This window comes from Actinoplanes sp. URMC 104 (genome assembly GCF_051386375.1).
Lineage (GTDB): Bacteria > Actinomycetota > Actinomycetes > Mycobacteriales > Micromonosporaceae > Actinoplanes.
Window position 1 is genome coordinate 253,691 of sequence record NZ_JBPQTO010000002.1, and the last position, 17,740, is coordinate 271,430.

The 17,740-nt window shown below is 73.2% G+C and carries 19 protein-coding genes; 8 read left to right on the top strand and 11 right to left on the bottom strand.

The features are described from left to right. The first annotated feature begins 341 nt into the window (after positions 1–341). Positions 342–1,172: a helix-turn-helix domain-containing protein gene (locus tag ACSNN8_RS02160; RefSeq protein WP_436646568.1), complete on the top strand. Its 831-nt coding sequence runs from the start codon at positions 342–344 to the stop codon at positions 1,170–1,172. After that, a complete protein-coding gene (locus tag ACSNN8_RS02165; RefSeq protein ID WP_436646570.1) occupies positions 1,169–1,579 on the top strand; it encodes a VOC family protein in 411 nt (136 codons plus the stop codon). The genes ACSNN8_RS02160 and ACSNN8_RS02165 overlap by 4 nt, the downstream gene beginning before the upstream one ends. A 7-nt stretch (positions 1,580–1,586) precedes the next feature. Here ACSNN8_RS02165 and ACSNN8_RS02170 read toward each other — a convergent pair whose 3' ends face one another. The 6 genes from ACSNN8_RS02170 to ACSNN8_RS02195 form a co-directional block, all read right to left on the bottom strand. Next, positions 1,587–3,203 carry a methyl-accepting chemotaxis protein gene (locus tag ACSNN8_RS02170; RefSeq protein WP_436646572.1) on the bottom strand — a complete coding sequence of 539 codons (1,617 nt, stop codon included), beginning with the start codon at positions 3,201–3,203 and terminating at the stop codon, positions 1,587–1,589. An 89-nt stretch (positions 3,204–3,292) separates the two neighbouring features. Further along, entirely contained in the window at positions 3,293–3,916 is a 624-nt protein-coding gene (locus ACSNN8_RS02175; RefSeq protein WP_436646573.1) for a response regulator, read from the bottom strand. Further along, complete coding sequence (locus ACSNN8_RS02180) at positions 3,913–5,130, bottom strand: sensor histidine kinase (protein WP_436646574.1); 1,218 nt, start codon at positions 5,128–5,130, stop codon at positions 3,913–3,915. Before ACSNN8_RS02180 ends, ACSNN8_RS02175 begins: the two co-directional genes overlap by 4 nt. Positions 5,131–5,176: 46 nt before the next feature. Continuing rightward, positions 5,177–5,917 (bottom strand): ABC transporter permease, encoded by a 741-nt coding sequence (locus ACSNN8_RS02185; RefSeq protein ID WP_436646576.1) that lies wholly within the window; start codon positions 5,915–5,917, stop codon positions 5,177–5,179. 4 nt (positions 5,918–5,921) lie between these two features. After that, positions 5,922–6,824 carry an ABC transporter ATP-binding protein gene (locus ACSNN8_RS02190; RefSeq protein WP_436646578.1) on the bottom strand — a complete coding sequence of 301 codons (903 nt, stop codon included), beginning with the start codon at positions 6,822–6,824 and terminating at the stop codon, positions 5,922–5,924. 82 nt (positions 6,825–6,906) lie between these two features. Next, positions 6,907–8,094 carry a glycosyltransferase gene (locus ACSNN8_RS02195; RefSeq protein WP_436646580.1) on the bottom strand — a complete coding sequence of 396 codons (1,188 nt, stop codon included), beginning with the start codon at positions 8,092–8,094 and terminating at the stop codon, positions 6,907–6,909. A 107-nt stretch (positions 8,095–8,201) separates the two neighbouring features. Between ACSNN8_RS02195 and ACSNN8_RS02200 the strand changes: the two genes are divergently transcribed. Further along, positions 8,202–8,654: an SRPBCC family protein gene (locus ACSNN8_RS02200; protein ID WP_436646582.1), complete on the top strand. Its 453-nt coding sequence runs from the start codon at positions 8,202–8,204 to the stop codon at positions 8,652–8,654. A 19-nt stretch (positions 8,655–8,673) separates the two neighbouring features. Here ACSNN8_RS02200 and ACSNN8_RS02205 read toward each other — a convergent pair whose 3' ends face one another. Next, positions 8,674–10,260, bottom strand: coding sequence for a phytoene desaturase family protein (locus tag ACSNN8_RS02205; protein ID WP_436646584.1), 1,587 nt, complete (start codon positions 10,258–10,260; stop codon positions 8,674–8,676). Positions 10,261–10,328: 68 nt separating this feature from the next. On the opposite strand from ACSNN8_RS02205, the gene ACSNN8_RS02210 reads away from it, so the two are divergent. Together ACSNN8_RS02210 and ACSNN8_RS02215 are read left to right on the top strand one after the other, a co-directional pair. Then, complete coding sequence (locus ACSNN8_RS02210; protein ID WP_436646586.1) at positions 10,329–11,333, top strand: YihY/virulence factor BrkB family protein; 1,005 nt, start codon at positions 10,329–10,331, stop codon at positions 11,331–11,333. Positions 11,334–11,372: 39 nt separating this feature from the next. Further along, positions 11,373–11,837, top strand: a complete 465-nt coding sequence (locus ACSNN8_RS02215) for an SRPBCC family protein (protein ID WP_436646588.1) — start codon at positions 11,373–11,375, stop codon at positions 11,835–11,837. A 7-nt stretch (positions 11,838–11,844) separates the two neighbouring features. On the opposite strand, the gene ACSNN8_RS02220 is transcribed toward ACSNN8_RS02215, so the two are convergent. Then, complete coding sequence (locus tag ACSNN8_RS02220) at positions 11,845–12,480, bottom strand: hypothetical protein (RefSeq protein ID WP_436646590.1); 636 nt, start codon at positions 12,478–12,480, stop codon at positions 11,845–11,847. Between the two features lie 190 nt (positions 12,481–12,670). Here ACSNN8_RS02220 and ACSNN8_RS02225 point away from each other — a divergent pair, with 190 nt between their 5' ends. After that, positions 12,671–12,877, top strand: coding sequence for a hypothetical protein (locus ACSNN8_RS02225; protein ID WP_436646592.1), 207 nt, complete (start codon positions 12,671–12,673; stop codon positions 12,875–12,877). Positions 12,878–12,880: 3 nt separating this feature from the next. Here ACSNN8_RS02225 and ACSNN8_RS02230 read toward each other — a convergent pair whose 3' ends face one another. Next, a complete protein-coding gene (locus ACSNN8_RS02230) occupies positions 12,881–13,294 on the bottom strand; it encodes a hypothetical protein (RefSeq protein WP_436646594.1) in 414 nt (137 codons plus the stop codon). 92 nt (positions 13,295–13,386) lie between these two features. Here ACSNN8_RS02230 and ACSNN8_RS02235 point away from each other — a divergent pair, with 92 nt between their 5' ends. Continuing rightward, complete coding sequence (locus ACSNN8_RS02235; RefSeq protein ID WP_436646596.1) at positions 13,387–13,743, top strand: DUF6401 family natural product biosynthesis protein; 357 nt, start codon at positions 13,387–13,389, stop codon at positions 13,741–13,743. 92 nt (positions 13,744–13,835) lie between these two features. Here the strand turns inward: ACSNN8_RS02235 and ACSNN8_RS02240 are convergent, their stop codons facing one another. After that, positions 13,836–14,720 (bottom strand): mechanosensitive ion channel family protein, encoded by an 885-nt coding sequence (locus tag ACSNN8_RS02240; protein WP_436646598.1) that lies wholly within the window; start codon positions 14,718–14,720, stop codon positions 13,836–13,838. Between the two features lie 124 nt (positions 14,721–14,844). Continuing rightward, positions 14,845–15,204 (bottom strand): hypothetical protein, encoded by a 360-nt coding sequence (locus tag ACSNN8_RS02245; RefSeq protein ID WP_436646600.1) that lies wholly within the window; start codon positions 15,202–15,204, stop codon positions 14,845–14,847. Between the two features lie 180 nt (positions 15,205–15,384). Between ACSNN8_RS02245 and ACSNN8_RS02250 the strand changes: the two genes are divergently transcribed. Continuing rightward, entirely contained in the window at positions 15,385–17,541 is a 2,157-nt protein-coding gene (locus tag ACSNN8_RS02250) for an ATP-binding SpoIIE family protein phosphatase (protein WP_436646602.1), read from the top strand. Positions 17,542–17,740: the final 199 nt, after the last annotated feature.

Sequence of the window (17,740 nt, forward strand, 5' to 3'; positions counted from 1 at the left end):
ACAACGGAACGTTCACTGGTGCGGGGCGCCTGGTCACCGAGCTTCGGCGCGGCCGCTGTCGCGGACCTCACCCCGCGCACATTTCGCTGGGCCCGAGCCGCCGACCGCTACGTGAGTTCGCCGACTGCGTCGTAAAGTCGCCTGTGGACGACACAGTGCGCCTGTGGAAAACGCCGGTCGACGGCGCGGCGCACCGTAGGGTGGGGGCCCCCGGGAGGGTGGGCTGTGCGAGGGGTGGGCCTGCGAAGGGCGGGCGGACACGGCAGGCCGGCGAAACGGCGGGCCGGCGACACAGCGGGCCGGCTCAAGCGGCGGACCGGCGGAGGCGGTGAACCGACCAGATGATCGTCGACGAATACGTGCGAGCCGCCCCGGCGCCGGCGCTGGCGGGGATGGTGGCATCCTACACGGGCTACCGTCAGCGTGGGGTGGCGCCGATGCGGCACCTCGGGCTGCCCTCCCCCCACCTGACGCTGATCCTCACGCTGGACGACCCGCTGGTCATGGCCGCGCACCCCGATCCGCGGCAACCGCCGGGCAGCTTCGACGCGCTGGTGGGTGGGCTGCACACGCGCCCGGCCGTGATCACGCACGACGGGCGGCAGTCGGGGGTTCAGGTGGCGTTGTGGCCGCTGGGGTGCCGGGCGCTGCTGGGGATGCCGGCGGGTGAGCTCGCGGGCCTCGACGTGGACGCGGCCGAGGTGCTGGGCGTGCGGGCCGTCGCGGCGATCCGGGAACGGCTGGTGGGCGCGCCGGACTGGCCGAGCCGCTTCGCCGTGCTCGACGAGGAGTTCCGGAGCAGGCTCACGCCGGCGAGGGGCAGACCCGAGGTGGCGTACGCGTGGGAACGGGTCCTGCGGGGTGCGCCGATCGCGAGCGTGGCGGCCGAGGTGGGGTGGAGCGACCGCCACCTGACCGACCGGTTCCGGGCCGAGACGGGGTTGCGGCCCAAGCAGGCGGCGCGTGTGGCCCGCTTCGACCGGGCGCGGCGGGCGCTGCGGCCGGGGCAGCCGATCGGCGACGTGGCGGCGGCGCACGGGTTCGCCGACCAGTCGCACTTCGTTCGCGAGTTCCGGGCGCTGGCGGGGTGCACGCCGTCGCAGTGGCTGGCCGCGGAGTTCGGTTTCGTTCAAGCGCTGCAGTCCGTGGGCGCCGAGAATCTACAGGCATGACTGACGCGAGGACTCCGCCACCGCAGGTGTGGCCCACGCTGGTGGCCACCGACGCCCGCGCCCTGATCCGGTTCCTGGTCGACGCGTTCGGCTTCGAGGAGGTCGTCGTGCACGGCGACGGCGACCGGGTCGACCACGCGGAGCTGGCCTGGCCGCCCGGCGGCGGCATCATGCTGGGCTCGGCGCGCAACCGGCCGGACGACCCGTGGCCGCTGAAGCCGGGCACGTTCGGGGCGTACGTGGTGGCCGACGACATCGACGCTCTGCACGAGCGCGCGGCAAAGGCGGGCGCCGAGATCCTGCAGGCGCCGTACGACACCGACTACGGCTCCCGCGACTTCCGGGCCCGCGACCCGGAGGGCAACCTCTGGTCGTTCGGCACCTACCGGGGCGAGCCGCTGCCCTGACGGCGGGTCAGACGCGGAACTGGCCGACCAGCGCGCTGAGGTCGTTGCTCAGGTCGGACAGCTTCTGCGTGGCCGCCTTGATGTCGAGCACGCCGTCGCTCGTGCTGGTGGCCTCGGCGGAGATGACGGCGATGGTCTCCGCGATGTCGGCGGAGCGGACGGCGGAGCCGGCGACCGTACGGCTCATCTCGTCGGTCGTGGCGGTCTGCTGCTCGGCGGCCGCGGCGATCGTGTGCTGGAAGTCGCCCAGCCGGCCGGTGATCTGCACGATCTGGTCGACGGCCGCGGCGGCCAGGGCGGTGTCCTGCTGGATGCTGTGCACCATCGTCGTGACGTTCTCGGTGGCGCTCTCCGCCTCCTGGGCCAGGTTCTTGACCTCGCCGGCGACGACCGCGAACCCCTTGCCGGTCTCGCCGGCCCGGGCCGCCTCGATCGTGGCGTTGAGCGCGAGCAGGTTGGTCTGCTGGGCGATCGCGGTGATGGCCTTGACCACGTCGCCGATCTGCCGGCCCGCCTCGCCGAGCCGGCCGATGACCTCCTGGGTGCGGCGGGCCGCCTCGACGCTCTCCCGGCAGACGCCGGCCGCGTCGGCGGAGGTGGCGGCGATCCGCTGGATCGAGTCGCTCATGGTCCTGGTCCCGGCCTCGACGGTACGCACGGCGCCGAGCACCTCGTCGGCGGCGAGCACCACGTCGCGGGACTGCAGCGACGTCTTCTTCGCGTCGACCAGGATCTGGATCGCCGACTTGGTCAGGGTCTCGCTGGCGTGCGCGACGGTCGCGGCCGAGGCGCCGATCTCCCGCACGGTGGCGGCGATCTTCCCGACGAAGGTGTTGAACGAGCGGCTGACCTTGGTGAGCTCGTCGTCCCCGGTGGTCTCCAGCCGGCGGGTCAGGTCGCCGTCGCCCTCGGCGATGTCGGCGAGCCGGTCGCCGAGCGCGGTCAGCGGCCGGATGATCGAGTAGGCGAGCGTGACCGCCAGCACGACCGAGAGGACCAGCACCGAGACGCCCACGCCGGTGGCGACGCGGCTCGTGGTGGCCGCCGTCGACTGCGCCCGGTGATGGGCTGCCGCCTCCTTGGTCCGGGCGCTGTCCAGCAGGCTGTCGACCCCGCCGCGGATCTCCGCGTACACGTCGAGCCCCTCGCCGACCACGAGGGCGTTGGCGAGCTCGGTCTGCGCGGGCTCGTTCGCCCGGTACGCCGCGATGACCCGGTCGTCCATCTGCTCGAAGGCGGTGAGGCCCCGCCGGATGGTCGCCACGTCGGTGGTCTCCGCGGTGGTCAGCGGCAGCACCGCCAGCGCCTCCAGCTCGTGCCGGAAGCTCTTCATCGCGGCCAGGAACGCGGCGCGCGAGTCGGCGGTGTCCGCGGTGGCGTCGCGCGCCCCGCGGACGATGTCGAAGGCGTACCCGGCCTGCCACCCGCTCACGTCGGTGACCCGGAACTTGAGCTGCTGCGCGGCGTCGAGCTGGGCCTGCGTGCGCACCAGCTCCTCGGCGGTGACCCGGGTGCCGTTCGCCGACCAGAGCGCGGCCGCCCCGACGGCGACCACGCACGCGGACAACAGCAGGAAGCCGACCACCAACCGGGTCGTCACCCGCACCCGCCGAAGCACGATCACGTCGACCCTCCGACCACGGAGCCACCCCGTACCGATGCCAGGCTAACCGGCAATTCGCCCGGAAGGTCCCGTATGCGGGAGACGCCTGATCAGCTCTGCAGCAGTCCGCGCTCGAAGGCCACGGCGACGGCCGCCGCGCGGTCGCGGACGCCGAGCTTGGCGTACGCGTGCAGCAGGTGCGTCTTGACCGTGGCCTCGCTGATGAACAGGCGGCCCGCGGCCTCCTTGTTCGAGTGACCCCGCGCGATCAGGGCGAGCACCTCGAGCTCGCGCTGGCTCAGCGGCTCCCTGGCGGGCGAGCGCAGGTTGCCCATCAGCCGTCCGGCGACCGCCGGGGAGAGCACCGACTCGCCCCGGTGCGCCGCCTCGACCGCCCGGAACAGCTCGTCGCGCGAGGCGTCCTTGAGCAGGTAACCGGTGGCGCCGGCCTTGATGGCGGGCAGCACGTCGGCGTCGGTGTCGTACGTGGTGAGCACCAGCACGCGCGCCCGGACGCCCTGCGACCGCAGCTCCTTGATCGCCGTCACGCCGTCCATGCCCGGCATGCGCAGGTCCATCAGCACGACGTCGGGGTCCGTCGCCCGCGCCACCGCGAGCGCCTCGGCGCCGTCGCCCGCCTCGCCCAGCACCTCGAAGCGCTCGTCGCCGGCGAACATGCCGCGCAGCCCGTCGCGCACCACCGGGTGGTCGTCGACCAGGAGCAGGCGGATCATGCGGCGGCCCCGACCGCGATCGCGGGCACGCAGGCGGACAGCGCGGTGCCGGCGCCGGGCTCGGACTCGACCTCGAGGCTGCCGGCGATGCGGGCCAGCCGGTCGCGCATCGCGGCCAGCCCGTAGCCGCCCTCGTCGCCGACGACCGGCGTCAGCGAGGGGTCGAAGCCGGCGCCGTCGTCGCGCACGTCGAGCGTCACCACGTCCTCCATGTAGGACAGCGTCAGCGTGACCCGGCCCGCGGCGGCGTGCCGCGCCACGTTGGCGAGGGCTTCCTGGGCCGTACGCAGCAGGGCCGCCTCGATCTCGGGCAGCAGCGCCCGGCGGGTTCCGGTCGTGACGAGCTCGGCGGTCACCTCGTGCACCTGCGACCAGTCGCGCACGAGGTCGCCGATCGCCTCGGGCAGCCCGGCGCCGTCCAGCGTCTGCGGCCGCAGCGCCTGCACCGAGCGGCGCGCCTCGGTGAGGCTGTCGCGGGCCAGCCGCTTGGCGTTGCCCAGGTGCCGCTGCCGGTCGGCGGGCCGCGCGGCTGCGGCGTCGGCGGCCTCGAGCTGCGTCACGATGCCGGTGAGCCCCTGCGCGAGCACGTCGTGGATCTCGCCGGCCATGCGCTGCCGCTCGTCGAGCACGCCGGCCTCGCGGGCCTGGGCGAGCAGCTGGGCGTGCAGGCCGGCGTTCTCCTTGAGGGCCGCGGCCAGCCTGGTGTTCGCCTCGGCCAGGTCGTGGATCATGCGGGCTCGCTTCTCCGACTGCTCGTGGGTCCAGCCGGTCACCCAGATCATCACGTTGGCGACGCCGATGTTGATCGCCAGCACCACGAGGAAGGCCGGGATCACCCCCGGGTCGGCCAGGTTTCCGAAGCCGCCGAGCTGTGAGACGGCCGAGGCGCCGGCGATCAGCGTGCCGCCGGCGATCAGCCGCCAGCTCCGCAGCCCACCGGTCAGCAGGTAGCCGCTCCAGGCGAAGAAGCCGAACAGCGGGCTCGCCCACACGAGCAGATAGATCAGCGCCGCCAGCCCGGTGAAGAAGACGATCATCTTGCGCTCGTCGGACTCCCACTGCGGGTGCAGGGTGATCCACCAGAGCAGCCATCCCGCGGTGACGGCCACGAGGACGCCGACGACCGGCCACGGCTGATGCGGAACGCCCACCGTGGCGCCGGCCAGCAGCAGCACGAGCGAGCTGCCCAGTGCGATGTAGGGCAACCGCGCCATGATCCGATCCACTCGGCGCGCCGTCTCGGTCATCTCACTCCCCCGATCAGGACCAGCGGAACAGCCGGACCGCAGCGGCCCCGAAAACAACCAGGTATCCCACCAGAACCGTAGCGGAGAGCAGGTTGGGCCAGCCGCCCGTCATGGCGTCGCTGAGCGCCCGCTCTCCCGCGCCCAGCGGCGTGAAGTCGGCGATCCGCTGCAGGATCCCCGGCATGACTTCGCGAGGCGTCCACAGCCCGGCGAAGAACATCAGCGGGAAGAACAGGATCGTGCCGACCGAGTTGCCGGCCTTGCCGGTGGGCACCACGGCCGCGACGAGGATGCCGATGGCGAGCGCTCCGGCCGCCGTCAGCAGGAAGGCGAGCACGAAGCCGGCGAAGTTCTCGGCCAGGCGCACGTCGAAGGCCAGGCGGCCGACCGCGAGCACCAGCGCGGTCGAGACGATCGCGGCGATCCCGTTCATCGCCAGCTGCGCGCCGAGCATCTTCAGCGGCGACACCGGGGTGGTGGCGAGCCGGCGCAGCACGCCGCGCTCGCGGTAGGTGGCGAGCACCGCGGGGGCGACCTGGATGGCGACCATGGCCAGCGTCAGCACGACGGCGATGCCGACGTACAGGTCGATCACCCGGGCGCCGCCGAGGTCGTCGGAGGGCTCGCGGAACGACGGGATGCTGCCGAGGATGACCACGAGCACGGTCGGGAACAGCAGCACGAAGAAGGCGCCTACGGGCTCGCGCAGGAACAGCTTGATCTCGGTCAGGGTGAGCTTGGTGAACACGCGCATCGGGTTACTCCTTCTCCGACCGGCCGGTCAGTTGCACGAACGCGTCGTCCAGGCTGGCCTGCTCGATCCGCAGGTCGGCGGCGACGATCTGGTTGACGGCGAGCACCGAGGTGACCGCGTGCAGCAGGTTGCCGGTGCCGGTGACCTCGAGCTGCGCGCCGTGCCGGCGTACCTGGAGCACCTCCGGCAGCGCGGTCAGCAGCGCGTCGTCGACCGGCACGGACGGCCGGAAGCGCAGCCGCTGCTCGGTGGCGAGCCCGGCGACCAGCCCGGCCGGGGTGTCGAGCGCGACGACGGTGCCGTGGTCGATCACGGCGATCCGGTCGCAGAGCCGCTCGGCCTCCTCCATGAAGTGGGTGACCAGCACGATCGTCACGCCGCTGTCGCGCACCGACTCGATCAGGTCCCAGGTGTCGCGGCGGGCCTGCGGGTCGAGCCCGGTGGTGAGCTCGTCGAGGATGGCGATCTGCGGGCCGCCCACGAGCGCCAGCGCGATCGAGAGCCGCTGTTTCTGACCCCCGGAGAGCTTCCCGTACGCGGTGGTCAGCTTCTCGCCGAGGCCGAGCTCGCGGGTCAGCGCGCGCCAGTCGGCCGGCTCGGGATAGAAGGCGGCGTAGAGCTCGAGCGCCTCACGGACGGTGAGCTTGTCGGGGAGCTGGCTCTCCTGAAGCTGCACGCCGACGTCGCGGCGCAGCGAGCGGTCGTGCGGCGGCCGGCCGAGCACGCGGATCGTGCCGCCGTCGGGCTCGCGCAGGCCGCAGATGCTCTCGACCGTGGTGGTCTTGCCGGCGCCGTTCGGCCCGAGGATCCCGAAGATCTCGCCGGGCTCCACCGAGAACGAGACGTCCCGTACGGCGAGGGTGTCGCCGTACGCCTTTCGCAGGTTCTGGACCTCGATGACTGTCATGCACCCAGCGTCACATCGACGCCCGGGTGCCCGAATCGATCAGCTCGCTCGTCGGTGGGTCAACCGGTTGGTGGATGCGGGCCTACGCCGCCGCCTCGGTGCTGGTGGTCTTGCGCAGCCCGGTGACCGCCGAGTAGACCGAGCCGACCTGGGCGGCAACCCGCTTCCAGGAGTACGCCTGCCGCGCCCGGTCGAGCGCCGCCGTGGCGTACGCGAAGCGCCGGACCTTGTCGTTGACCAGCCGCCGCAGCGCGCCGCCCAGGGCCCGCGGGTCCCGCGCCGGCACCAGGTCGCCGGTGAGGCCGTCGACCACAGTCTCGGTGAGGCCGCCCACTGCCGTGCCGATCACCGGGACGCCGCAGGCCATCGCCTCGAGCTCGGGCGAGTCGAACTGCTCCTGCCAGGGCGCCGCCACCAGCAGGTCGGCGGAGCGGTACCAGCTGGGCATGTCGCGGGCGGGCACCGATCCGACCAGCCGCAGCCGGTCGGCGACCTGGAGCCGCTCGGCGAGCGCGCGCAGCTTGCGGGCGCCCGGGTCGGCGGGCAGCTGGTCGGCCGACGGGCCGCCGATGACGACCACCTCGGCGGACGGCACGTAGCGCATGGCCTGGATGACGTCGCCGAAGCCCTTGTGCTCGACGAGCCGGCCCACCGACAGGATCCGCGGCCGCTCGGGGTCGCGCTCGACGGCCGGGCCCTCGGGGCTGAACCGGACGCTGTCGACACCCGAGGGCACGACGGTCAGCCGGGCCCGGGGCACGCCGATGCGGACCAGGCCCTGCATCTCGTCCTGCGACTGGGCGACCACCCGGTCGACGGCCCGGCCCAGCGCGCGCTCGTAGCCGGTGCGCGAGGGGCCGCCGTTGCTCGCCTGGAACTCGCCGAGCTCGTGGAACGACTGCACGACGGGGATGCCGACCTGGCGGGCGGCGGTGACCGCGGCCAGGCCGCTGGTCCAGAAGTGCGCGTGCACGACGTCGGGCACCCAGTCGCCCTGGCGCCAGCTCTGCTCGAGCCCGCGGGCGAACTCGCCCATGTGCGGCAGCAGCAGGTCGGGCGGCAGGAAGTGCTGGGGCCCGGCGGGCACGTGGACGACGCGGATGCCGCCCGGCGTGGTGACGACCTCGGCCACGGCCGGGTCGTCGCGGCGGGTGTAGACGCAGACCTCGTGCCCGAGCTCGGCCAGGGCCGCGGAGAGGTCGGCGACGTGGGTGTGCTGGCCGCCGTCACCCAGAGGGCTGGCGTGCTCGGAAATCATGGCAATGCGCACGTGGTCCTCCGTCTGGCTCCGCTACGCGGTGGCTGATGCCCGACTGCCGGATCCGTAAACCTGCACCTGTCTGTTACGCCCGGCTCTCGACAGGGTATGTCCAGGTCGTGGCTACCGTGCAGCGTACCGTTCAGGCTCCGCCCGACCAGGTGTTCGCCGTGCTCGCCGACGGCTGGACGTACAGCGACTGGGTGGTGGGCACCGCCCACATCCGCGACGTCGACGCGAACTGGCCGGAGGTCGGCTCGGAGCTCCACCACAAGGCCGGTCCGTGGCCGTTCTCACTCCACGACTCGTCGACCGTGCTGATCATGGAGCCGAGCCGCCGCCTGCGCCTGCGCGCCGGGCTGTGGCCGCTCGGCGAGGCGATCGTCGACGTCAAGCTCGAGCCGGCCGGCGCCTCCGCCACCCGGGTCACCATGCACGAGCAGTTCGAGCGCGGCCCGCTCCTGGCCGCCCGCAACAAGATCAACGATCTCGTGCTGCACCAGCGCAACGTCGAGGCGCTGCGCCGGCTGGCCGACATCGCCGAGCACAAGTACGCGTACTCGTCGCAGTAGCGGGCGGCGCCCGCCGGGCTCAGCCGTAGACGACCCGGTGGCCCGCGTTGATGAGCGCCCGGTAGGCGCCCCCCACCAGCGCCCGGTCGCGGGCCAGCGCGGCGCGGGCGGCGTTGCTGCCGGGTGCTCCGTGCACGCCGCCGCCCGGGTGGGCCGACGAGCTGGCCAGGAACAGCCGGTCGACCGGGGTGTCCGGGCGGCCCAGGCTCGGCACCGGGCGCAGGAACAGCTGCTGGTAGGCGGCCGCCGTGCCGCCGCCCAGCGCGCCGCCGACCAGCGACGGGTTCTCGTGCTGCATGTCGGCCGGGGAGAACACGTTGCGGCCCACGACCTCCTGCTTGAAGCCGGGGGCGTGCTCCTCGATCACCGACTCCATCCGCTCGACGTGCGCGGCGATCTCGTCGTCCTCCCAGTGCTCGCGGTGCGGCAGGTGGGTGTACGCCCACAGCGACTCGGTGCCCTCGGGCGAGTGCGCGGGGTCGGCGGTGGTCATCTGGCCCAGCAGCAGGAACGGGTGCGGCGGCACCTCGTCGGTGGCCAGGTGCGCGGAGTACTTGGTGAGCCCGTTGAGGTCGGCACCCAGGTGCACCGTGCCCGCGCCGGCGGCGGCCGGGTTCTTCCACGGCAGCTTCGTGCGCACGGCCCAGTCGACCTTGACCGTGGCGCCGTCCCAGCGGAAGTGGTCGAGGTCCTCGACCAGCCGCGACGGCAGCCAGCGCGGGCCCACCAGGTCGAGGTAGAGCGCCGGGGCGGGCACGTCGGCGACCACGGCGCGGTACGCCCGGTACGTCTCGTCGGGGGTCCGCACGCCCATGGCCCGGCCGCGGGCGATCAGCACCTGGGTGGCCGGGGCGTTGTAGACGATCCGGCCGCCGCGCTGCTCGAGCCGGGAGACGAGCGCGTCGGTGATGCGCTGGGCGCCCCCGACGGGCACCGGCCAGCCGTACTGCTGGCCCAGCATCGCCAGCAGCCACCCGTACACCCCGCCGCCGGCCTCCTCGGGCGACAGGTCGGTGTGCAGCGCGCAGCCGGCCAGCAGCATGGGCGCGCCCTCGCCGCGGAACATCTCGGTGCCCAGCTCGCGCACCGACAGCAGCAGCCGCCGGGCCAGCCGGATCGAGCCGGGGCCGCGCAGCCGGCGGGCCACGTCGAGCCCGGAGCGCACCGGCGGGAACGGCCGCAGGATCGTGTCGAGCATGCTGCCCGAGACGGTGCGCCACTCCGCGTACATCGACTTCCAGCGGTCGCCGTCACCGTCGGCGAAGCGCTCCACCGACTCCATCGTGCGGGCCAGGTCGCGGCTGAGCGTGGCCGCCCGGCCGTCGGGCAGCAGGTGGGTCAGCACCTCCGGCGCGTGGGTCCAGCGCAGGCCGTGCTCGTCGAGCGCGAGGTCCTTGAGGATCGGTGAGGCGTACCCGAGCGGATAGAACGAGCTGAACAGGTCGCTGAGATAGCCGGGCGCGGTCACGTAGCCCGACCGGACCGCGCCGCCCGGATGCGGCGTCGCCTCCAGCACCACGACCGACCAGCCGGCGTCGGCCAGCATATTTGCCGCCACCAGGCCGTTGTGCCCGGCGCCCACCACGATCGCGTCCGCGCTGTCCATGCCCACCCCCTGCGTTTGCCGCCATCGGTGCCCGGGTAGCTGCCGTCAAAACATCTTCAGGAGGCGGCATGAGCACCGAGCCGACCGCCGACCGCGAGTCCGAGGCCCACGCCGACGACGTTACGCCTCGGCCGCTGCCTCGCAAGATTCGCCAGCTTCGCTGGCGCAGCTGGCGCTCGGTGCTGTGGCGCAGTGTCGTGGGCTACATCGAGGACGACTGCTCCGACTTCGCCGCCGCGATGACCTACCAGACGTTCACCGCGCTGATCCCGTCGCTGGTCGTGATCGTAGCGCTGATCAACCTGGTCACCGACGGCTCCACGGTGCTGACGGCCACCGTCGGCATCCTGCGCGACCTGGGCATCGGCTCGGTGGTCGGCAACCAGGACCTGCTGTCGGTCATCCAGGCCCTGCTCGTGCACCAGAACTCGGCCAAGGTGCTGTTCGGCTTCGGCCTGCTGCTCGCGCTCTGGTCGGCCTCGGGCTACGTGTCCACGTTCACCCGGGCGTCCAACCGCATCTACGGCGTGCGGGAGGGCCGGGCGTGGTGGAAGCTCCAGATGCTGGAGATCGCGCTCGCCGCGGTGGCGCTGGTGCTGCTCGCCGCGATCGGCGCGGGCCTGGTGATCAGCGGCCCGCTGGTCGACGCGGTCGGCGACGCGCTGGGCGCCGGCGACACCGTCCGCCGGCTGTGGTCGGTCGGGCGCTGGCCGGTGCTGGTGGCGGCGGCCACGCTCGTGCTGTCGCTGCTGTTCTGGATCGCGCCCAACGTCAAGCAGCCCCGGTTCCGCTGGCTCACCGTGGGCGGGGCGGTGGCGCTGCTGCTGTGGAGCGTGGCGTCGTTCGGGTTCGGGCTGTACGTGGCGAACTTCGGCTCCTACAACCGCACGTACGGCAGCCTCGGCGCGATCATGGCTTTCCTGGTCTGGATCTATCTTTCGAACACCTCGATTCTGCTCGGTGTGCAGGTCAACGCGCAGGTGCAGCGGGCCCGGCTGCGGCAGGCCGGCGACGAAGATCCGAAGACTCCGCTCGCACCCCGTTTAGCCCCGTCCGAGCCGGGCACCAGTTGACGCGTAAGGCGGGGTAACACAACGAAGGAGAGCCACACCGTGAGCACCGTGACCGAGTTCGTTGATGTCGACGTTCCGATCCGCACTGCGTACAACCAGTGGACCCAGTTCGAGGAGTTCCCCCGGTTCATGGAGGGCGTGCAGGAGATCCGTCAGCTCGACGCGACGCACACCCACTGGAAGACCGAGATCGCCGGCGTGAAGCGTGAGTTCGACGCCGAGATCACCGAGCAGCTCCCCGACGAGCGGGTGGCCTGGACGTCGACCGAGGGCGAGAAGCAGGCCGGCGTGGTGACGTTCCACCGGCTCGACGACACCAAGACGCGGGTGACCGTGCAGATGGACTTCGAGCCGCAGGGCGTCGTCGAGACGGCCGGCGACAAGCTGGGCATCCTCGACCGCCGCGTGAAGGGCGACCTCAAGCGGTTCAAGGAGTACATCGAGGGCCGCGGCGGCGTCGAGACCGGCGCGTGGCGGGGCCAGGTGGACCGCCCCGGCGCGTAAGGGTTCCTCACGAGGTGGCCGTCCGGTTTCCCCGGGCGGCCACCTCCGTGTTCGCCCGCAGCGACAGGATCCCTATCGGCGCGCGCGCCCGCAGCGCGTAACGGTTGCGGGCGGTCGGCCAGATCGCCGGGCCCAGCGTGGTGCGGGGCGGCAACTCCTCGTCCGCGGTCCACGGCGTCAGCGCCGAGCCCGCGCCCCCGGCCAGCCGCAACCGCACCGGCGCGCCCCGCGGAACGGTGACGGCCAGGGTGCCCACGCCTCCGGTCACGACCAGCGGCACGGTCCCCGACGGCGGCGGCAGCCGCATCTCGATCAGCCCGGACGCGCCCAGGTCGACGCGGGCCAGGCGGCCCCGGGCCAGGTCCAGGCGCTGCTCCCCCGCGCCGGCCGGCAGCCGCAGGCTCCAGCGCACGCCCCGGTTGAGCACGATGCGGACCTCGTGCGGCCCGTCGTCGCCGGTCGGCACGAGCGCCGCCAGCACCCGCCCGTCGCGGCGGGTGACGCGGGGCGCCAGACCCGAGTGCGCGGGCGTGCTGATGCGGTAGAGCAGCCCCGGCATCGTGGCGAGCACGACGTGGACGCGGGAGGCCGCGTCGGCGACGGTGAGCGACGCCCCGGTCCGTCCGAGGAGCGGTCCCGTCACGATGTGATCAGCGGGTACCGGTTCGATAACGGGCCGCGCCGGTTCGTCGCAGCCCCCGATCATGAACGCTCCGACCAGCAGAAACGCGATTGTTGAGCGACGGCGACGCAACGCTGGGGGCACGATCGGACAACGCAGAATCGGCCGAACGGGTGACGGCGATCCGCTCGGTGCGCGCCAGAATGTCCGAATGCGTTCTGCCGGTTTTCTCTCCGATGGTCAGCGTCGTCTCGCCTGGGTGGGCTTCCTGCTCGCCGCCTTTCAGGCTCCGCTGGCCGCGAACCTGATCGACGACGCGTCCTGGCTCTTCGCCGTGGTCGTGGCCATGGTGGTCGCCACCGTCATCCTCGCCGACGACGCGCAGCGCCGCCGCCCCGTGCGGGCCGAGGCGGAGTAATCCTCAGCGGGACTCGTGTCCCGGCTTGCCGTGGGTGCGCCGCCGTTCCTTGAGCTCCGACTCGAACAGGTGACGGCGGCCGCCGGCCAGCTCGTCGCGAGCCGCGCGCTCCACCGTGCGGAACTCGCTCCAGTACGTGTCGTCGTACTCCTCGACCAGCTGGAACGTCCAGTGCCCGGGTGTCACGTTGCGGCCGATCAGATCCTGCTGGATCCGGTCGGCCATCTTGTCGTGCCCGGCCTTGCGGAACAGCGCGACCGCCTCGTCCAGCTCGAAGTCCGCCTTGCCGGTGAGCTGGTGGAACGTGTACAGGTGCCCGCGCGCCCGGTCGGTCGTCTCCAGCGCCGAGCTCAGCTTGCCGAGCGCCTCCACGGTGAGGTCGTCCAGCCCCTCGGGGCGCTCGTGATCGTGCGTCATGCGGACCTCTGTTCCCTCATCCGCGAGCTTCAACCGAGCTGCACCGATCAGGGGAACCGTTGGCTACCCGGGGCTCCCTAACGTTTCTTCTCATGAATGGCCTGTTCAGCGGCGCCGCCGCCCGTGCTGCCCTCCGTTCCGCCCACGCCAGCCTCGCCGAGCTGCACGACACCGTCGGTGTCAGCGGCCTCGCCGCGGCCGACGCCAACCCCGGCCTGATGGCCGTCGTCGACCAGCACGCCGCCGGCATCCGCGACAGCCTGTCCGCGGACGTCCGCCCGCTCACCGCGGTGCTGCTGGCCGCGTACGCCGAGGGCGTTCGCGACGCCGCCTACACCCACGGCTGGCAGCCCCCGGCCGGCGAGCTGGACTGGACCGCCCGCGACTGGGTGCTGCGCCGCCTGCTGGCGGTGTGCGCGCTCGCCCGCACCCTGCCGCAGCCCAGCTGACCGACCTGCAGTGAGCCGCTGATCCGACCTTTCATTTCGAGGGCCGGTGCCGGGATTCCCCGGCACCGGCCTTTTTCATTTCGCAGGGCGCCCTACGGCTGCGGGCCGGGGTCCTCGCCGGTCGGGAGCGGGCGCGTGACGGCCGGGTCGCCGTCGGCGATGACCTGGGTGCGTTCGGAGTCGTCCGCGTCGCCTGGCGACGCGGCGGGCCCGGGGTCGGCCTGCCGCGGGATGACCTGCGTCTCGTCCGCCTCGCCGGGGTCCGCGTACCGCCGGTGCTCCTCCGCCGGCCGGCCGGCGCGCACGTGGTCGCGGATCGCCGTGGACCCGGTGGTCGCGCGGTCGAGCCAGGTGTCCCAGCGCTGCTGCATGGGCTTGATCAGGCCGCCGCCGGCGCCGACGACGACGACGCCGCCGACGGTGGCCAGCACCGCGATCAACAGGGGCTGGGTGACCGCGGTGGCGATCCGCACCTGGTCGAGCGCGGCGACCACGCCGAGCGTGACGATCACGACGGAGGCGGCACGCGCCAGCAGGGGGCCGTACGGCAGGGCGCCGAGCGCGCCGGCGACCAGGTCCCGCACCGCACGGGCCACGGTGGCGGCGACCAGCACGAGCACGATGGCGACCAGCAGGCGGGGCAGCCACGCGATCAGGGCGGTGAGCAGCGCGCTGACCGGGTTGGGGCCCCAGACGCCGAACGCCAGGTGCAGCGCGAGCAGCAGGACGGCGAAGAACGCCAGACGCCCGGCGAGCATGCTCGGCGGCTCGGCGCGGAACAGCCCGGCGACGGCGCCGCGTTCCACGGCCCGGTCGAGGCCCGCCTTGTGCAGACCGCGGGTGGCGGCCGCGCGGGCCGCCCGCGCGACCAGGTAGCCGATCAGCAGGATGGCGGCGAAGGCGACGGCCACCGGTACGACCATCACGACCGCATGCCACATGTCGCCGAGTCCTCTGCTCAGCCCGTCCCCGGTCATCGTGCGCTCCCCTGCTTTCCGGCCGGGCGGCGTGCTGCCGGCCCGTGGCGGCCGTAGGAGCAACGAGGCGGACCGGCCGGGCGAACGCCGGGTCACACGTCAGGGCCACCCGGGACGCGGTCGATCAGCGGCGGGGGCTGGGCCGGACCGGGTCGGCGGCGGCCGCGGGCCACCGGGTGCGACCCGGCGAGAAAGAGGTGCCGGACGGGGTGACCGTCGCGGACGGGGCGGTCGCGGACGGCGAGGGTGCGGCGTCGGGGACGGATCCCGTGACGGCGGGACGCAGCGAGGCGTAGCCGCCCGCACCGGCCAGGACCGCGGCGGCCGCCGCGACGGCGAGACCGGCAGCGCGCTGCCGCCGCAGGCCCCGGCGACTGCGCTGAAGGGGCGGCCGGGCCGCGGCGAGGTCGATCAGGGGATCCGACGGGTCCCGCTGCGAGGGGACGGCCGCGGACAGGAGCGGCAGGCCGCGGTCGTCGGTCACGACGGCAACTGTAGGTGACGTCCGACGGCGAATGACAGGTCAGCGACCCGCCTGCTGGCTACCCAGCGTAAGGGAACCGACAGAACACCCGAGTGGGATCGAGGGGTCGTACCGTCAAGAATCGGACGGTTGGCCGGTGCGGCATCGTCCGAATGGCGGAGTCGGGCTACTCTTTTGGACATGGCCGGGACGGGTGGGGTGAGCCCCTCAGTGATGCCCGCATTGCCCGCGCAGGCAGCGGGGGCGCCGCAGGGCCGTCCGAGTTGCGCCGAGCTCGTGCACGGCCGCGACTGGAGCGACACCGAGCTCGGCCCGCGCGACCACTGGGACCCGGCCGTCTCGGCAACCGTCGAGCTCGTGCTCGCCTCCCCCATGCCGATGGCGTACAGCCACGGCGACGGCTTCCTGCTGATCTACAACGACGCGTACGCGGACCTCATCGGCGCCCTGCACCCGGCCGCGCTGGGTCAGCCCGCCGCCGAGGTGTTCGGCGACCTCTGGCAGTCGCGCGGCTTCGGCGGCGTGGTCGAGGAGGTCTACCGCAGCGGCCAGCCCTTCCTCGAGGCCGAGACGCCGCTGACCGTCGTGCGCGGCCAGCACGGCCGCCCCGAGCAAGCGTTCTTCACCCGCGGCCACTCGGTGGTGCACGACCTGCGGGGCAGGGTCGCCGGCGTGCTGACCGTGGCGGCCGAGACCACCCAGGTGACCCGCCGGCTGCAGAACCTGGGCGATCTGACCTCCAAGCTGGCCGGCGCACTCACCGTCGACGACGTGGCAAGGGTCGTGCTGGGCTACGCGATGACCTCGTTCGACGTCGACCACTGCGCGTTCGCGGTCGACGACGGCAGGGCGTACCGCTACGTGCGCCGCATCCGGGGCGAGATGCTCGACGAGGCCGACGAGCGGCTGCCCCCGGTGTGGAAGAGGCTGCCGGCCGATCCGCGCGCGCCGATCGTGGCCGCCGCGCAGACCGGGCAGCCCACCTTCGTGGCCGACGGCGAGCCGCTGCGGCAGGTCGCCTCCGACCGGCACGAGCGGCGCGTGCGTGCGCTGGCCTCGCTGCCGCTGCGCACGCCGCTGCTGAGCGGCGCGCTGACGATCGGCTATCGCGAGGCGCACCGGTGGCTGCCGGCCGAGCGGGCGCTGCTCAACGCGGCCGCCCAGCTGGTCGCGCAGGCGGCCGAACGGGCCCGCCGCTTCGAGGCGCAGCACGGCACGGCGCAGCTGCTGCAGCGCAGCATGCTGCCCGAGCACCTGCCCGAGCTCGAGACGTTCCGCATCGCCGCCCGCTACGACGTGGGCGTCGACGGCAACGCGGCGGGCGGCGACTTCTACGACGCGTTCCACCTGCTCGACGGCCGGCTGGCGATGGTGCTGGGCGACGTGGCGGGCCACGACGTGCGGGCGGCCGCGGTGATGGGGCAGGTCCGGGCCGCGCTGCGGGCGATGGCGCTGACCGATCCGGCGCCGCCGAGCGTGCTGGCGGGCCTCGACCGGCTGGTCGGCTCGCTGGGCGCCGAGTCCCGCAACGAGGAGATCTTCGTGACCGTCGTGTACGGGGTGCTCGACCCGGCCGACGGCACGATCACGATGGCGAGCGCGGGGCACCCGCCGCCGGTGCTGCGCCGCGCCGGGCAGGGTGGGGCCGCGCCGACGGCCGAGCTGGTCAAGGTGCCGCCGGGCGCGCCGCTGGGGCTGGGCGGCCGCTGGCAGACCGGCCAGGTACGGCTGGAGCCCGGCGACACGATCCTGCTGTTCAGCGACGGCGTGGTGGAGCGGCGCGGCCGTCCGCTGAGCGACGGGTTCGACGCGCTGGTCGCCGCGGCCACCTCGGCGCCGAGCGGCGATCCGCGCAACCTCTGCGCGCTGGCGACCTCGGCGGTGCAGGGCTCGACCGACGACGACGTGGCGGTGCTCGCGGTGGAGCACGCGGTCGCGATGAGCCGCTCGGCCACGATGCTGGTGCCCGCGGAGCCGACCGGCCCGAGCCGCGTCCGCCAGTGGATGACCACCCGCCTGCGGGACTGGTCGGTGCCCGAGGCGGTGATCGGCGCGGCCATCCTGTGCACCAGCGAGCTGACCACCAACGCGCTGCTGCACGCCGGCACGCCCGCGCAGGTCCACATCGACCTCAACGCCGAGCGCCTGCTGGTCTCGGTGGCCGACGAGGGCACGCGGGGCAACCTGATCCGCGCGCACGCCGACACGATGAGCAGCCGCGGCCGCGGGCTCGGCCTGATCGAGGAGCTGAGCGATTCGTGGGGCACGGACCCGACGGTGCGCGGCACCACGGTGTGGTTCGAGATGCTGATGCCGGGCGGCCGCGCGGATCGATGAGCACCGCTGGTCGCGCTCCCACGCCCGGCCCGTTGACGCTCGTGTTCCATCCGCCTACAGGCAGTCACTTTAGGTAGCGGCAAGCCGCTCTAAAGCGGACATTGAACCCCGGGGTAGTGACGGCGCGTATAGATTGCCGTAGAGTCTTCCCCATTCGGGGACGTCCACGTTGGAGTGGTATATGCGGATCAGAGGCTTT

Bases quoted from the DNA above. Each gene is read 5' to 3' on its own strand.
- ACSNN8_RS02160 (WP_436646568.1), top strand. From the start codon at position 342: ATGATCGTCGACGAATACGTGCGAGCCGCCCCGGCGCCGGCGCTGGCG.
- ACSNN8_RS02165 (WP_436646570.1), top strand. From the start codon at position 1,169: ATGACTGACGCGAGGACTCCGCCACCGCAGGTGTGGCCCACGCTGGTG.
- ACSNN8_RS02175 (WP_436646573.1), bottom strand. From the start codon at position 3,916: ATGATCCGCCTGCTCCTGGTCGACGACCACCCGGTGGTGCGCGACGGG.
- ACSNN8_RS02180 (WP_436646574.1), bottom strand. From the start codon at position 5,130: ATGGCGCGGTTGCCCTACATCGCACTGGGCAGCTCGCTCGTGCTGCTG.
- ACSNN8_RS02185 (WP_436646576.1), bottom strand. From the start codon at position 5,917: ATGCGCGTGTTCACCAAGCTCACCCTGACCGAGATCAAGCTGTTCCTG.
- ACSNN8_RS02190 (WP_436646578.1), bottom strand. From the start codon at position 6,824: ATGACAGTCATCGAGGTCCAGAACCTGCGAAAGGCGTACGGCGACACC.
- ACSNN8_RS02205 (WP_436646584.1), bottom strand. From the start codon at position 10,260: ATGGACAGCGCGGACGCGATCGTGGTGGGCGCCGGGCACAACGGCCTG.
- ACSNN8_RS02210 (WP_436646586.1), top strand. From the start codon at position 10,329: ATGAGCACCGAGCCGACCGCCGACCGCGAGTCCGAGGCCCACGCCGAC.
- ACSNN8_RS02225 (WP_436646592.1), top strand. From the start codon at position 12,671: ATGCGTTCTGCCGGTTTTCTCTCCGATGGTCAGCGTCGTCTCGCCTGG.
- ACSNN8_RS02230 (WP_436646594.1), bottom strand. From the start codon at position 13,294: ATGACGCACGATCACGAGCGCCCCGAGGGGCTGGACGACCTCACCGTG.
- ACSNN8_RS02235 (WP_436646596.1), top strand. From the start codon at position 13,387: ATGAATGGCCTGTTCAGCGGCGCCGCCGCCCGTGCTGCCCTCCGTTCC.
- ACSNN8_RS02240 (WP_436646598.1), bottom strand. From the start codon at position 14,720: ATGACCGGGGACGGGCTGAGCAGAGGACTCGGCGACATGTGGCATGCG.
- ACSNN8_RS02250 (WP_436646602.1), top strand. From the start codon at position 15,385: ATGGCCGGGACGGGTGGGGTGAGCCCCTCAGTGATGCCCGCATTGCCC.